This window comes from Methylobacterium longum, from assembly GCF_022179385.1.
In the GTDB taxonomy this organism is placed as follows: domain Bacteria; phylum Pseudomonadota; class Alphaproteobacteria; order Rhizobiales; family Beijerinckiaceae; genus Methylobacterium; species Methylobacterium longum.
Genome location: NZ_BPQS01000082.1, coordinates 1 through 13648, shown reverse-complemented (window position 1 = coordinate 13648; position 13648 = coordinate 1). Strand labels below are relative to the sequence as shown.

The window sequence follows — 13648 nt, the reverse complement described above, 5'->3', positions numbered from 1 at the left end:
TACGCCGAGCGCGTCGCCCTCGACCTCGACTACGCCACCCGCTGGAGCCTGCGCCGGGATCTCGCCATCCTCCTGCGCACCATCCCCGCCGTCCTCGCCCAGCGCGGAAGCAAGTAATCCGCCGCGGGACCAACGGTCGGGCGACAGCGTCGCCAGCCTCATCATGCATGGGCGGCACGGCCTCGAGCGGGCGCCCGAACGCGACGAAGCCGGCAGCGTGGGCGGCGAGTACAACGGCGGTCGAGGGGACTCGGCCGCGACGGTTGCGCGGGAATGCTGCCGAAGACCGGCGAGGAGATCTGGATCCCGCTAGTCCACGCGGGCGAGCTCCTGTTTCCCGGGTCGATGGAACGCCGCGATACCAACGAGCGGGGGCGGATCGGCGGGCTGCTCCTCGTCCGCGACTGGGTGGACAAGGCCTCCGGAGGGCCGGCGCCCTGGCTCGTCCGGACCGGCGATCTCACCCACCTGCGCCCTGTCGCCGAGGACATGATCCGGGCGGCCGATCCGACACTCACCCACTCGTTCCGCCCCTGGCGGCACACGGGCATGACCGAGCTCGGAGATGCCGCGCCTACCGACGCGCAGAGCCGCGCCATCAATCGGCACGGAAGCGCTCGAACCCTGCCTCGCTACGTGAGAAAGACCCGACGCCGGATCATCGCGGGCGCGCACGAGCGCCGTCTCACACGAACGGATCGCGCGGATCTGTCGGAATGACCACCGGAAGATATCGCTAGGTCATCGTGACTCTTGGCGACCCCGGTAGGGCTCGAACCTACGACCTGCCGCTTAGAAGGCGGCTGCTCTATCCAGCTGAGCTACGGAGTCTGAGAGCCAGGCGGGTTAAAGGCCACGGGTTTGGTCCGCGGTCAAGCGTACCCGCCACCACACGCCGTCCAGCCTTCGGGAAGCCCTGCCAAGCCCGAGTCAAGCCCGAGCCAAGGCCAAACCACGCCCCCGGACGCCCGTGGCTTGGCCGGATCGACGCCGAGGCCGCGGCTTAGCCGGGATACCCTAGAAGACGGCGCCGGTTGCGGGTTCCGGGACCAGGAGTCTGCACGACGGCAGGCTCGCCGCGACGGCGTCCCGGCCGATCGTTGCACAGATGTGGTCGGCGAGGCGGAGGGCCATCGTGACGATCGGCAAGGTCGGGTTGGCGCTCCCCGACGTCGGAAACGTGCTTGCGGAGGCCACATACAGATTGGGAAATCCGTGGACGCAGCAATCCGGATCCACGACGCCGGAGGCGGGATCACGCGACATGCGCGTGGTTCCAATCTGGTGGTAGCCGTCGCTGGCCAGGGTCCGCACGAGGTCGAGCGGCTGACCGCGCGCGGCATGATACTCCAGGTGTCCGACCCCCGCGGTACGCAGCGCGGCGTCGAGACGTTCGTGGGCGCGGACGACCGACGTGAAGTCGTCGGGATGGTAGCGGAAATCCACGACGAGGCTCGAAGCGTCTTGTTCCAGAGAGACCCGGCTCTCGGGATTGGGCAGTTGCTCGGCATGGTAGCGAAGCGAGTACCGGCCGGATCCATTCAGGGCCGTGATCGGAAGATTTCTCGCTCGGAGCCCGGCCAATAGGGAGATGCCGCGCAGCGTCGCGGCCGGTTGGCGCAGGATGTTGCGCAGATGGTGCAGGCGATCCTCACGGCGCAGGGCGGCGAGGGACTCGTGCAGTCGCTCGGACCGGACCAGGCGGGCCAATCCCGGGCAGGCTGCCAGCAACACGAGCAGGGAGAGCGCGCCGTCGCGGTGGCGGTGATCGTCGAGCGGCGGCGCCCTGAGCGTGAACGCGATGTTCAGGAGCCTGTTCGCCGTCTGACATCGGGGGGGCACCTTCAGGCGTCTCTGGGCCCACCGGCCTTGCGAGTCGCAGCCGTACAGGAAGGCCGAGGCCCGTCCCGGATCGCGGAACACGAGCGTCGCGATCTCGCCCGTCAGGTGTCCCATGTAGTATTTCCCCAGCGGAGCCCGACCGGCCGCGAAGTGGAGCGGCCAGGCCCGGGCGAGCGCGAGGAGCATCTGGGTGGTCCGCAGGCCACCGGCGGCCAGCACGACGCGCCGCGCGAGAACCCGCTTCGCGCCCTGCGCGGAACTGACATCGACGCCGATGACGTGCCCCCCGGTCGGGTCGCAGACGACGTCGACGGCCCGGGTTCCCAGGCAGACCGTGATCTGTCGTGAGGCGGCGAGCGTACGGTGATAGGCCGTACCGAGCCCGACATCGCGGGCGAGTTGCCCGAGTTGCCCGGTATCGACGGCGTCGATTGCAGCCGGTGCCGACTCGGCCTCCTCGAAGACGGTCCCGCAATCGAGGAACCGACCGGCCTCGGCATGCCACCTGGCTACGTCGGCGTAGGTGACCGGCCATGCGGCGGCCGGGACCCACGGGCGCTCCACGAAATCGATCGGGTCGTAGGGAACGCAAAGCCTTCCCCAGGCCGACGACGTGCCCCCCAGACCTGCGCGGGTCGAGATGTTGAGGGGGGCGTGGGTGATCGTGTCCACGATAAGGACGGGGTGCGTCGCCGGTGATCCCGTTCCTCCGCCGCCGGCCTCCAAGACAATGACGGAATGACCACGGCCTCCGCAGGCAAGTGCGACGGCGAGACCTGCCGGGCCCGATCCGACGACGCACAGGTCGAATGTGTCGGCTCCATCGGGAGCCCCTTGTCGGATCGCCACAAGTCACCTCTCCCCCGAATAGAGCACATCTCATGCCAGTAGACATGCGGCCGAGCTTGTTTACAATCTATTTCTGTATAATGATCATTATAGATATATTAATACTCATATCGATCTGCGTTGGACATGAATCGAGACGGAAATCGCTCCTTGACAAGTAAATATCTGATATGATGTCGCTCATAATGGATCTGGAATAATAATCAAATATTTCGATATCTGAGCTATCCAGCGATCTTACCGCGTCAGATTCCTCGAATGGCTGAGCACGGCGGCGTAGATCTCGCCCCCCCGGACCGCCTGCCGATCGGCCGCCTCGGCCGAATCGTCCCCATGGGATTCGCCTCCACCGGGGCCGACGCGGCCGACCGCAGGACCAGTCGGCGGGCGCCGTCGGGCGGGATCCGTCCCTGCATCGGACGGACGGGAGTGAGGGCGATGAGTCCCGAACCGCCCCTCTGAAAGGATTGCCGCCCGGGCCGGTTGCGCCGTGGTGTCGGGTGGCCGCCCCGGCCAGTCCGGATCCGCGCCGGTCCCTGCGGGCGCCCGGCGCTCGCGCGTCCGCCCATTCGGGGTTGCGCGGCGCGGCGGATCCGGACAGGTCGGGGCGCGGTTCACGCCCGGCCACCGCGCCCGCGGCGGGCCCCCGACTGGAGACCGAGGTTGCCCGCGCCGAGTCCCTCGACATCGCCGCCCGATCGCGCCCGGCGCCGGTTCGCGGCCGGACGGGGCAGCCTCAGCCGGCCCGGCGCGGACCTGCGGCGGCTGCCGACCGGCCTCGACCTGCGCGGCGTGCGGCTCGTGGAGGGCGTGCGCGCCGCCTTCGCGTTCGGCACCGTCATCCTGATCAACATCTGGGCACAGTGGCCGCCGCTCCTGACCATGGCGCTCGCCGCCAACCTCGCCTGCTTCTGCGACAACGGCGGGCCGACGCGGACGCGGCTGCGGGTCCTCACCGCGTTCTCCTTCCTGGGCGGCCTCCTCTGGGCGGGGCTGGGCCTGATCCAACCCCTGGGGCTGCCCGTCGTGGTCCCGGTCGCCTGCGCGCTGATCTTCGCCTGCTCGTACGCCCGCGTCTGGAGCGTGCAGGCGCAGGCGGCCGGCAACGTGCTGGTGGTCGTCCTGTGCATCGCCCTCGACCGGCCGCTCACCCTGGGGCAGGCCGCAACCACCGTGCTGATGTTCGCGGCCGGGGGCCTCTGGGCGACGTTCCTGGCCCTGGTCATCTGGCGGCTGCACCCCTACCGGCCGGCCCACCGGGCCGTGGCGGAGGTCTGGCGCGGCCTCGCGCGGCTCTGCGGCGATCTCGAGCGGCTCGTCGCCCTGCCGGAGCCCGACGCGGAGGCCTTCGACGGGCATGCCCGCGATCACCGGCGGGGCGTGCGGACCAGCATCGAGACCGCCCGGACCATGATCCTCGACCTCGCCCGCTCCCGCGAGCGCGTCTCGGATCGCACCGGGCAAGCCCTGCTGCGCCTGGAGAGCGCCGAGCAGATCTTCTCGGCCCTGATCGCCGTCGGCGAATTGATCGACAGCCGGCCCGAGCCACAGCGCCGGGCGCTGGCCAAGATCTTCCTGCGGCGCCTGCGCCCCCTCCTGGTGACCATCGCCCGGGCCATCCGCGACGATGCCAGCCTCGACCTCGCCCGCCTGGAGCCCGCGATCACCCGGGCCGCGGAGGGCCTGTCGACGGATCCGACCCTGGCCCGCCTCGCCGAGCGGATCGTCGGGCGGGTGCGGATCGGCGCCAAGCTGTCGACGCCGGAGGGCTACCGGCCCGGCGGAACCCTCACGGAGGGCGGCAGCCTCGACCGGTGGACCCGCTACGTCGGGCCCCTGCGGCAGAACCTCACCCTCGCCTCGCCGAACCTGCGGCACGCCCTGCGGGCGAGCGCGGTGGCGGCGCCGGCCCTGGCCGCCACCCTGACCTACGCGGGCGCCTTCACGCACTGGCTGGTGATGACCGTGGTGCTGACCATGCAGCCCTTCTACGCGGCGACGTGGCAGCGGGCCCTGGAGCGGATCGGCGGCACGGTGCTGGGCGGCCTCGTGGGCGCGGTGCTGGCCTACTACGCCACCACCCCGCTCAGCGAGGCCGGGCTGATCCTGGTGCTCAGCATCGTGGGCTTCGCGGCGCGCCAGATCTCCTACGGCTTCTTCGTCGCCTGCCTGACGCCCCTCGTGGTGCTGCTGGTCGAGCTGCTCGAGCCCGGCCACAGCTCCTGGGAGATCGTCGCCATGCGGGCGGGCTTCACGGTGCTGGGCGGGCTGATCGCGGTGGCGAGCTGCCTCGTGCTCTGGCCGATCTGGGAGCCCGATCAGGTCCGCCAGGAGCTGCGGCGGGCGCTCGGGGGCCACGCGGCCTTCGCGGAGGCCGTCCTGCGCATGCCGCCCGGACCGGAGCGGGAGGCCGCGATCCTGGCCACCACCCGCGCGGCCGGCCTCGCCCTCAACGACCTGGAGGCGGCGCTGTCGCGGGCCCTGCAGCAGCCCCGGGCCGGACACCATCCGGAGGTGGAGGCCGCCCTCGTGGCCGACGCCACCTTACGCCGGATCAGCGCCCGGCTCACCGTGCTGCGGCACGCGCCGGAGGCCGCCGATCCGAAGGCGGAGACCTGGCGGGACTGGATCGCCGCGACCCTGGCGGCCGTGAGCGAAGATCGGCCTGTGCCGGAGCGGCCGGCCCGGGATCGCGGGCAATCGCTCGTCCGGCTGGTCAGCCAGGTCGAACTCCTGGTCGGGACCCTGCGCCCGGCGGAACTTCGCGCGGCCGGCGGGCCGGCGCCCGATCCCGAGCCGAGGATGACCGACCGCGACGGGCATCCCCCCGGGCCTTCCGAGCTCTCACGGGCCCGGTGATGCGCCGCGGATCGCGGGCGGAGGATCCGCGGCCCCGGTCCGGCTCAGTAGCGCGGCAGGGCGTTGGCCGGGCCGCCGGCATGCGAGCCGGCGTAGCGGTAGGCGGGCGGCCGGCCGTAGGCGGCCGGGACCCGCGACGCCAGCGGGGCGTTGCCGACCCAGCCCGAATAGGCCGAGGCCGGGTAGGGCGCGTGCTTCGAATCCAGGCCCTGCGCGAGGGCGGGCGTGGCGACCGCGGCGACCAGGGCGGCGGCGGCGAGCATGCGGACGGTCATGATGATCTCCTAGCGTTCTCGTATGACTTCATCGGGAAGTCATCCGGTCAATCCTGTCGAGTGAGGAAGATCGTCGTCGCGATGTGCTGTCGGCGGTCTTGATCGCTCCGGCTTTGCTTGGCCGAATGTGACCTCTCAACGGCGATACTGCGCCCCGGGTTCGCCCGCTGCCGTGCGGTGGCGCACGGGGGGTGCGGGCCGCGGGCCGGAAGACCGAACGCGCGGGGGGCACGGCCGGGGCAAAGCCGGGACATGGCCGGGACATGGCCGGGACATGGCCGGGGATGCGTCCCGCGCCGAAGCGTGCCACAGACCGCGGCCTGAAAGGGATGCACCACCATGCGGCTGATCGTCGGCCTCGGCAATCCGGGCGCGCGCTACGCGGGCAACCGGCACAATATCGGCTTCCTCGCCGTCGACGCCATCGCCCGCCAGCACCGGGCGAGCCCGTTCCGCCACCGCTTCCAGGGGGAGGCCGCTGAGGTGGTGCTGGGTCCGGAGCGGGCGATCCTGCTGAAGCCCTCGACCTTCATGAACGAGTCCGGCCGCGCGGTCTCGGAGGCACAGCGCTTCTACAAGATCGCGCTCGCCGACGTGATCGTGCTGCACGACGAACTCGACCTCGCCCCGGCCAAGCTCCGGGTGAAGCTGGGCGGCGGCAATGCCGGCCATAACGGCCTGCGCTCGATCACCGCGCAATGCGGCAACGACTACCGCCGGGTCCGCCTCGGCATCGGCCATCCCGGAGACAAGGCGCTGGTGCATTCGTACGTGCTCAACGATTTCGGCAAGGCCGAGCAGCCCTGGGTCGAGGACCTCTGCCGGGCCGTGGCCGACCACGCCGCGCTGCTGGCCGCCGGCGAGGATGCGAGCTTCCAGAACAAGGTTCACCTCGCCATGGCGGGCCGCGGCTGGGACGACGTGAAGACGCTGGGCGCGCGAAATTGACACGAAAACACGAGGACACGATATAGGCCGCAGAGGCTGCTATGAAGAACGTCACCGGGCCGATGAGCGAGGCCCTGCTGCGGCGGGCGCCGGTCGCCGCCGTGCGCGACGGCGAGCGCCTGTCGCGCTTCGTGGCCGATTCGGTCGAGCGGCGCGTCGGCCGGCCGCCGACGCAGTTCGAGGCGATCGAGCGATCCCTGGCCGGCCCCTCGATGAACTTGACCGACGAGAACGGACGCGCACCGACGCGCGACCGGATCTCCGATGACTGACCCAGTCTTCGTGGACACCACCGTGCCGATCCATCGGCGCGACGCCGGCTGCCCCTACGTCCCGACCGAGGCCATGGCGCGGGGCGCCGTGTTCGAAGGTCTCATTCTCATCAACCCTTTCCGCGCGTCGCCCGACGAAGTGCTGCGACGGAACTGATCACGGAACCGATCCATGGGCTTCAAATGCGGCATCGTCGGCCTGCCGAACGTCGGCAAGTCGACCCTCTTCAACGCGCTGACGCAGACGGCGGCCGCCCAGGCGGCGAACTACCCGTTCTGCACCATCGAGCCGAATGTCGGCGAGGTGGCGGTGCCCGATCCCCGGCTGACCGACCTCGCCCGGATCGCGGCGTCGAAGGAGATCATCCCGACGCGGCTGACCTTCGTGGACATCGCCGGGCTGGTGCGCGGCGCCTCCAAGGGCGAGGGTCTGGGCAACCAGTTCCTGGCCAACATCCGTGAGGTCGACGCCATCGCCCACGTGGTCCGCTGCTTCACGGACGGCGACGTCACCCACGTGGAGGGCAAGGTCGATCCGGCCGCCGACATCGAGACCATCGAGACCGAGCTGATGCTCGCCGACCTCGACAGCCTGGAGCGCCGGGCCGTCGCCCTGGAGAAGAAGGCCAAGGGCGCCGACAAGGAGGCCAAGGAGAGCCTCGAGCTCGTCAACCGGGCGCTGCCGCTCCTGCGCGAGGGCAAGCCGGCGCGGCTGGTGGAGCGCAAGCCCGACGAGGAGAAGCTGTTCCAGTCGCTCGGCCTGATGACCGCCAAGCCCGTCCTCTACGTCTGCAACGTCGACGAGGGCGACGCCGACAAGGGCAACGCCTACTCGGACGCGGTCTTCGCCCGCGCCAAGGCGGAGGGCGCCGTGGCGGTGGTGGTCTCGGCCAAGATCGAGAGCGAGATCGCCGTGATGCCGGAGGCCGATCAGGCGGAGTTCCTGGAGGCGGTGGGGCTCGCCGAGCCCGGCCTCAACCGGGTGATCCGCGCCGGCTACGATCTCCTCGGCCTCGTGACCTACTTCACGGTCGGCCCCAAGGAGGCCCGCGCCTGGACGATCACCAAGGGCACCCGCGCCCCCGGGGCGGCCGGGGTGATCCACTCGGATTTCGAGAAGGGCTTCATCCGGGCCGAGACCATCGCGTTCAAGGATTACACCACGCTGAACGGCGAGTCCGGCGCCCGGGATGCCGGCAAGCTCCGCCTGGAGGGCAAGGAGTACGTGGTGCAGGACGGCGACGTGCTGCATTTCCGCTTCGCCACGTGAGTTCGGTCGCGCTCAGCCCTGGGCCGCCCGCCGTCCCGGCGAGGGGGATGAAGCAAGCCAGGGCAGCGCGACACGGGCGAGCGTCGCGCCGACGGGATCGCTTCGCTTCGCGCGCCGGGACGACCTGTCCCGTTCCCCCGTACCCCGTTCCCCTGCCGGTCACCGAGACGAGCCCGCCATGCCCGATCCCGCCCTCGAGGATTTCGCCGTCGGCGACGTGATCGTCGGCGAGCCCCTCACCGTCACCCGCGACGCCATCGTGGGCTTCGCGAAGGCCTTCGACTTCCAGCCCTTCCACCTCGACGAGGCGGCCGCTGAGGCGACCTTCGCGGGCCGGCTGATCGCGTCCGGCTGGCACACGGCGGCCCTGGGCATGCGGCTGCTCCAGCAGGGACCGTTCCAGGGCGGTTCGTCGCTGGGCGCGCCGGGGATCGACGAGTTGCGCTGGCTCGCCCCGGTGCTGCCGGGGGACGCCCTGACGCTGACCTTCCGGGTCGCGGGCCTGCGGGATTCCGCCTCCAAGCCCGGGCTCGGCTTCGTGACCGCCGAAATCGCCCTCGACAACCAGCGCGGCGAGACGGTGCTGACCCAGCGCTTCACCTTCATGCTGGCCCGTCGCGGCACCGATCCCCTGCCGCCCCGGCCGGTGGAGACCGGCGTACCCGGGCCGGTCGCGGAGCCGGACGATGCCGAGATCCTGCCGTTCCTGCGGGACGCCGAGATCGGCGCCGTGCGCGAGTTGGGCGCCTATCCGTTCAGCGCCGAGGCGATCGTGGCCTTCGCGCGGGCCTACGACCCGCAGGCCTTCCACCTCGATCCCGCGGCGGCCCGGCGCAGCCATTTCGGCGGCCTCTGCGCCTCCGGCTGGCACACGGCGGCGGCCTACATGAACCGGATGCTCACGACCCGCGCCCGCGACACCGCCCGCACGGCGGCCCGGGGCCGGGTCCCCGAGGCGGGTCCCTCCCCCGGGTTCAAGAACCTGCGATGGCTGAAGCCCGTCTACGCGGGCGACACGGTGCGGTTCAGCACCAAGCTCACCGACAAGCGCGCCTCGACCTCGCGGCCCGGCTGGGGGCTGGCCTTCGCGCGCAACACCGGGGTGAACCAGCGCGGCGAGCCGGTCTTCTCCTTCGACAGCGCGGTCTTCCACCAGTGGGAGCCGTGAGCGGGCCCGTCACGCCGCCCCCTTGCCGAGGACCACGAGGGACTGACCCAGATATACGCCCGACGGCCACGGTGCCGCCGTGCCGTCGATGAACCGGACGGTCTCGAAGCCGAGATGGGCGGCCCAGGTCTGCCAGACGCTGCGCTCGATGAAGGTGTTGAGGTGCGGCACCGTGCTGGTGCGCTGCTCGCCCACGGTCTTGGTGAAGACCCCCCAGTGCGAGGGCATGCTGAACTCGAGGAACGAGGCCACGACCCGCCCGCCCGGCTTCAGCGCCCGGTACATCTCCTCCAGGTAGATGTAGCACTCCGTGTGCAGGAGGTGCGTGAAGACGCTGAAGGCCGCGAAGACATCGACGCTCGCCTCGGGGACCGGCAGCGCCAGCGCGGTGTTCCTGGCGAAGCGATACGTTCCGGGACACCGGCTCCTGGCGTAGTCGAGGAGATCCTGGACGACGTCCAGTCCGAGGTAGTCGACCGTGCAGGTCTGCGCGAGGTTGACCGCGAGACGCCCCGAGCCGCAGCCGAAATCGACGATTCTGTCGCCGTCCCGGAGCCCGAGATGCTGGAGGATCTCGCACTCGATCGCGCCGATACGCTGGTAATCGCCGCCCACGGCAACGCTCATCGCCTCATCGAGGGGCAGATCGCGCTTCAATTGCCGTACGTAGGTCTCGTAATCCTCGACGAAGTGAAATTTCGCCATGACGGCCACCTCGAAAGCCACCAGGCCTGACGGGATGAACAGTCCCTCGCCGGCCTGGACTTTCTCAATCCCGGGACAGTGCAGTGTCCGTTCTGCCGGACACGGTACGCTCGGGTAAAGTGCAGGCGGGAATACAGCGCACGGATTGAGTCCAGGGCTGCCATTTCGGCCACACCGCGCACGCGGATCCGGGATGTCGCGGCGGCAAGGAGGACGGAGCGCTTCCCGGTCACCCGGATCGAAGTCGGGCGCTATTGAGCCTGCACCCATCCCGGGATGCCGCGCGGCCGACCTGGGGGGGACGTTCAGAGGTCGCGCGGCCGGCGGAGGGCCGCTTCCGTGGGCTCCGCCGGGCTCCCGGCGCCTCAGGATGCGGGGGCGGGCCGGAGGGTTCCGCGCAGGCCGTCACCCGCTTGGCCAGGGACTCTCTTGGCGGGGCCAGGAACTCTCTTGGCGTGGTCAGGACTGTCTTGGCTCGGCCGGGGCCAACCCCGGACCCGCCCCCCTCACGCCGCCTTCCGGCGCTCCGGGTAGAGCCCGTACAGGCCCTCGTGGCTCGCGTCGCAGACGCCGCGCTCGGTGATGATCCCGGTGACGAGGCGCGCCGGAGTCACGTCGAAGGCGGGATTTGCCACGGGGCTTCCGGGGGAGACCACCTCGATGGTGGCGAAGCCGCCGTCGGCGAGCCGCCCGGTCATGTGGGTGACCTCGCGCCCGTCGCGCTCCTCGATCGGGATCTCCCTGACGCCGTCGTCGAGCGTCCAGTCGATGGTGGAGAATGGCAGGGCCGCGTAGAACGGCACGCCGTTGTCGTGGGCCGCCAGCGCCTTCAGGTAGGTGCCGATCTTGTTGCAGACGTCGCCCGACGCGGCCGTCCGGTCCGAGCCGACGATGCAGAGATCGACCTCGCCGTGCTGCATGAGGTGTCCGCCGGCATTGTCGGCGATGACCGTGTGGGGCACCCCGTGGCCGTTCAGCTCGAAGGCGGTCAGTGCCGCGCCCTGGCTGCGCGGCCGGGTCTCGTCGACCAGCACGTGCACCGGCACGCCCTCCGCGTGGGCGGCGTAGATCGGCGCCAGCGCGGTGCCCCAATCGACCGTGGCCAGCCATCCGGCGTTGCAATGGGTCAGCACGGTGATCGGCCCGTTCCCCTTGGCCCTGTGCAGGTCGGCGATGATCCGGCCGCCATGGGCGCCGATCGAGCGGCAGCTCGCCACGTCCTCCTCGGCGATGCGGCCGGCCTCCGCGAAGGCGCGGGCGAAGCGGTCGTCCGGCGCCACCTGCCGCAGGTTGGCCGAGACCCGCTCGAGCGCCCAGCGCAGGTTGACCGCGGTCGGACGCGTGGCGGCGAGCACCGCCACCGCCCGGTCGATCCCGTCCGTCGAGGCATCCGCCCGCATGGCCAGCGCCAGCCCGTAGGCCGCGGTGACGCCGATCAGCGGCGCGCCGCGCACGATCATGGTGCGGATCGCCACCGCGGCGTCGTCCAGGGTGGCGAGGCGCTTCAGCTCGAAGGCGAAGGGCAGGCGCGTCTGGTCGATCACGTGGACGCTGAGCCCGTCCGGGTCCGGGAAGATCGTGCGGTAGGGCTGGCCGTCGATATTCATGGCCGGTCCTGTGCCACAGCGGGACGGATTTTGCACCCTCCCGGACCGGCCGGCGGATCGACGCGGCATGATCGGCGACGCGGCGGGATGGCGCGAGGCCCCCTCCCGTGCGGGAGGGAGCCCCCGGTCGCGCTCCGCGGCCGGCGCCGGTGACCGGTCGGGTCGACAGGGTCGCCGCGACCGGGGCGGCCTCGGCTTGGGGATGCCGGGCCGCGGGCCGGTCAGCCTTCCTCAACCTTAGCGGCTCGTTAAGGGGGCCATGCCTAGCCTCGCAGGCAAGTCCCCGTCCTGCGTCCGGTCCCGCATGCGCTCGCTTCGCCGTCCCGCATCGCCCTACGATACCTTCGTCGACAGCGTGCGCCCATTCCTGGGCAAGCGCCTGACGGAACTCGGCGGGCTCGTGCTCTTCACCGGCGCGGTGGCGTTCACCGTGGCGCTCGCCACGTGGTCGATCGACGACCCGAGCCTGAACCACGCCACCAACCATGCCGCCCACAACGTGCTCGGCCAGCCGGGCGCCGTGGTGGCCGATCTCGCCATGCAGATCCTCGGCCTGGGCTCCCTCGCCTTCGTGCTGCCGCCGGCCCTCTGGGGCGTGCGGCTGATGCGCGAGCGGGACCTGCCGGAAGGCGGCCTGCGCATCGCTCTGTGGATCATCGGCTTCTGCGCGGCGAGCGCGGTGGCGAGCGCGCTGCCGCCCACGACGCGCTGGCCGCTCCCGACCGGCCTCGGGGGCGTGGCCGGCGACGGGCTGCTGTCGATGGCCCGGGTGATCGTCGGCGCGGTCTCGTCGGCGGCGGCGCACCTCGTCGGCTTCGGCTACGCCGCCGTGGCGATCCTCAGCCTGACCGGCGCCTGCCGCTTCGGCGTCGTCGAGGAGGAGTCCCTGCACGACGAGCCCTACCCGGTCCGGCGTGTGCCGGCGCGGGGCCGCGACGAGCGCGAGGATGCCGACGAGCCGGGCCTCGGCCTCGTCGGCATCGGAACCCTGGCGCAGGGCCTGATGGGGCTCCGCCTCGCCGTGGGCGACCGGATCGCCGCGTGGCGCCGGGGCCGGGCCGAGCCGTTCGACGGGGCCTCGCCGGCCCTGGCGGCGCGGCGCGCCTTCACGGACGCGGACCTGCCCTGGGCCGAGCACCGGCCCGAGGGGACCCGGCCTGCGAGCCGGCGCGAGCCCGTCCTCGGCCGGGACGACGAGGTCCCGGCGGCGGCCGAACCGGACCGCCGCGCGATCCTCGCGCACGACGACGACGACGAGACCGACGCCCTCGCACCCCCGAGCCCGGCCGCGCTCCGGCCGGAGCCGGCCGCCTCGCGCGTCGCCCCGCCGGCCGCCGCGCCCGTGCCGGCGCGGCGCGCACCCGCGCCGCCGGTCCATCCCGAGGATTACACCCTGCCGGCCCTCGACCTGCTCGCCGCCCCCCGCGGTCCCTCGCAGGCGAGCCTGGTCTCGGCGGATTCCCTGGAACAGAACGCCACGCTGCTCGAGGCGACGCTGGGCGATTTCGGGGTGCGCGGCGACATCCTGGCGGTGCGGCCGGGCCCGGTCGTCACCCTGTACGAACTCGAGCCGGCCCCCGGCACCAAGTCCAGCCGCGTCATCGCGCTGGCCGACGACATCGCCCGGTCGATGTCGGCGGTCTCGGCCCGCGTCGCGGTCGTGCCCGGCCGCAACGCCATCGGCATCGAACTGCCGAACGCCAAGCGCGAGACCGTCTACCTGCGCGAGCTCCTGGCCTCCACGGATTTCGCGGAGAGCAAGCACAAGCTGGCCCTGTGCCTGGGCAAGAACATCGGCGGCGAGCCGATCATCGCCGACCTCGCGCGCATGCCGCACCTGCTGGTGGCCGGCA

12 protein-coding genes, 1 tRNA gene and 1 pseudogene are annotated in these 13648 nt (G+C 71.5%); 9 read left to right on the top strand and 5 right to left on the bottom strand.

What is annotated here, in order from left to right:
• A pseudogene (locus tag MFF58_RS30390) lies at window positions 1-117 on the top strand (sugar transferase); the annotation flags it as partial.
• A 156-nt stretch (window positions 118-273) separates the two neighbouring features.
• Window positions 274-720, top strand: a complete 447-nt coding sequence (locus tag MFF58_RS30385; protein WP_238293869.1) for a hypothetical protein — start codon at window positions 274-276, stop codon at window positions 718-720.
• Window positions 721-754: 34 nt separating this feature from the next.
• Here the strand turns inward: MFF58_RS30385 and MFF58_RS30380 are convergent.
• Together MFF58_RS30380 and MFF58_RS30375 are read right to left on the bottom strand one after the other, a co-directional pair.
• Window positions 755-831 (bottom strand) — tRNA-Arg (locus MFF58_RS30380).
• A gap of 186 nt (window positions 832-1017) precedes the next feature.
• The gene (locus MFF58_RS30375; protein WP_238293867.1) at window positions 1018-2691 is read right to left on the bottom strand and encodes an FAD-dependent oxidoreductase; all 1674 of its coding nucleotides are present in this window, start codon (window positions 2689-2691) and stop codon (window positions 1018-1020) included.
• Between the two features lie 663 nt (window positions 2692-3354).
• Here MFF58_RS30375 and MFF58_RS30370 point away from each other — a divergent pair.
• The gene (locus MFF58_RS30370) at window positions 3355-5550 is read left to right on the top strand and encodes an FUSC family protein (protein ID WP_238293865.1); all 2196 of its coding nucleotides are present in this window, start codon (window positions 3355-3357) and stop codon (window positions 5548-5550) included.
• Between the two features lie 44 nt (window positions 5551-5594).
• Here the strand turns inward: MFF58_RS30370 and MFF58_RS30365 are convergent, their stop codons facing one another.
• The gene (locus MFF58_RS30365) at window positions 5595-5825 is read right to left on the bottom strand and encodes a hypothetical protein (protein WP_238293863.1); all 231 of its coding nucleotides are present in this window, start codon (window positions 5823-5825) and stop codon (window positions 5595-5597) included.
• A gap of 339 nt (window positions 5826-6164) precedes the next feature.
• Here MFF58_RS30365 and pth point away from each other — a divergent pair, with 339 nt between their 5' ends.
• The 5 genes from pth to MFF58_RS30340 all read left to right on the top strand — a co-directional run bounded on the left by pth (window position 6165) and on the right by MFF58_RS30340 (window position 9483).
• Window positions 6165-6773: an aminoacyl-tRNA hydrolase gene (gene pth, locus MFF58_RS30360; RefSeq protein ID WP_238293861.1), complete on the top strand. Its 609-nt coding sequence runs from the start codon at window positions 6165-6167 to the stop codon at window positions 6771-6773.
• Between the two features lie 41 nt (window positions 6774-6814).
• Window positions 6815-7045, top strand: a complete 231-nt coding sequence (locus MFF58_RS30355) for a hypothetical protein (RefSeq protein ID WP_238293859.1) — start codon at window positions 6815-6817, stop codon at window positions 7043-7045.
• A complete protein-coding gene (locus tag MFF58_RS30350) occupies window positions 7038-7202 on the top strand; it encodes a hypothetical protein (protein ID WP_238293857.1) in 165 nt (54 codons plus the stop codon). Before MFF58_RS30355 ends, MFF58_RS30350 begins: the two co-directional genes overlap by 8 nt.
• Window positions 7203-7217: 15 nt before the next feature.
• Window positions 7218-8315 carry a redox-regulated ATPase YchF gene (gene ychF, locus MFF58_RS30345; protein WP_238293855.1) on the top strand — a complete coding sequence of 366 codons (1098 nt, stop codon included), beginning with the start codon at window positions 7218-7220 and terminating at the stop codon, window positions 8313-8315.
• A 178-nt stretch (window positions 8316-8493) separates the two neighbouring features.
• Window positions 8494-9483, top strand: coding sequence for a MaoC family dehydratase (locus tag MFF58_RS30340; RefSeq protein ID WP_238293853.1), 990 nt, complete (start codon window positions 8494-8496; stop codon window positions 9481-9483).
• Between the two features lie 9 nt (window positions 9484-9492).
• Here the strand turns inward: MFF58_RS30340 and MFF58_RS30335 are convergent, their stop codons facing one another.
• On the bottom strand, window positions 9493-10188 hold the full coding sequence (locus MFF58_RS30335) for a class I SAM-dependent methyltransferase (RefSeq protein WP_238293852.1): 696 nt from the start codon (window positions 10186-10188) through the stop codon (window positions 9493-9495).
• Window positions 10189-10694: 506 nt separating this feature from the next.
• The gene (mtnA, locus tag MFF58_RS30330; RefSeq protein ID WP_238293850.1) at window positions 10695-11795 is read right to left on the bottom strand and encodes an S-methyl-5-thioribose-1-phosphate isomerase; all 1101 of its coding nucleotides are present in this window, start codon (window positions 11793-11795) and stop codon (window positions 10695-10697) included.
• Between the two features lie 304 nt (window positions 11796-12099).
• Between mtnA and MFF58_RS30325 the strand changes: the two genes are divergently transcribed.
• Window positions 12100-13648: DNA translocase FtsK (locus tag MFF58_RS30325; protein ID WP_238293871.1), on the top strand; the 1549-nt coding region annotated here is incomplete at its 3' end.

Bases quoted from the DNA above. Each gene is read 5' to 3' on its own strand.
- MFF58_RS30385 (WP_238293869.1), top strand. From the start codon at position 274: ATGCTGCCGAAGACCGGCGAGGAGATCTGGATCCCGCTAGTCCACGCG.
- MFF58_RS30365 (WP_238293863.1), bottom strand. From the start codon at position 5,825: ATGACCGTCCGCATGCTCGCCGCCGCCGCCCTGGTCGCCGCGGTCGCC.
- pth (WP_238293861.1), top strand. From the start codon at position 6,165: ATGCGGCTGATCGTCGGCCTCGGCAATCCGGGCGCGCGCTACGCGGGC.
- MFF58_RS30355 (WP_238293859.1), top strand. From the start codon at position 6,815: ATGAAGAACGTCACCGGGCCGATGAGCGAGGCCCTGCTGCGGCGGGCG.
- MFF58_RS30350 (WP_238293857.1), top strand. From the start codon at position 7,038: ATGACTGACCCAGTCTTCGTGGACACCACCGTGCCGATCCATCGGCGC.
- ychF (WP_238293855.1), top strand. From the start codon at position 7,218: ATGGGCTTCAAATGCGGCATCGTCGGCCTGCCGAACGTCGGCAAGTCG.
- MFF58_RS30340 (WP_238293853.1), top strand. From the start codon at position 8,494: ATGCCCGATCCCGCCCTCGAGGATTTCGCCGTCGGCGACGTGATCGTC.
- MFF58_RS30335 (WP_238293852.1), bottom strand. From the start codon at position 10,188: ATGGCGAAATTTCACTTCGTCGAGGATTACGAGACCTACGTACGGCAA.
- mtnA (WP_238293850.1), bottom strand. From the start codon at position 11,795: ATGAATATCGACGGCCAGCCCTACCGCACGATCTTCCCGGACCCGGAC.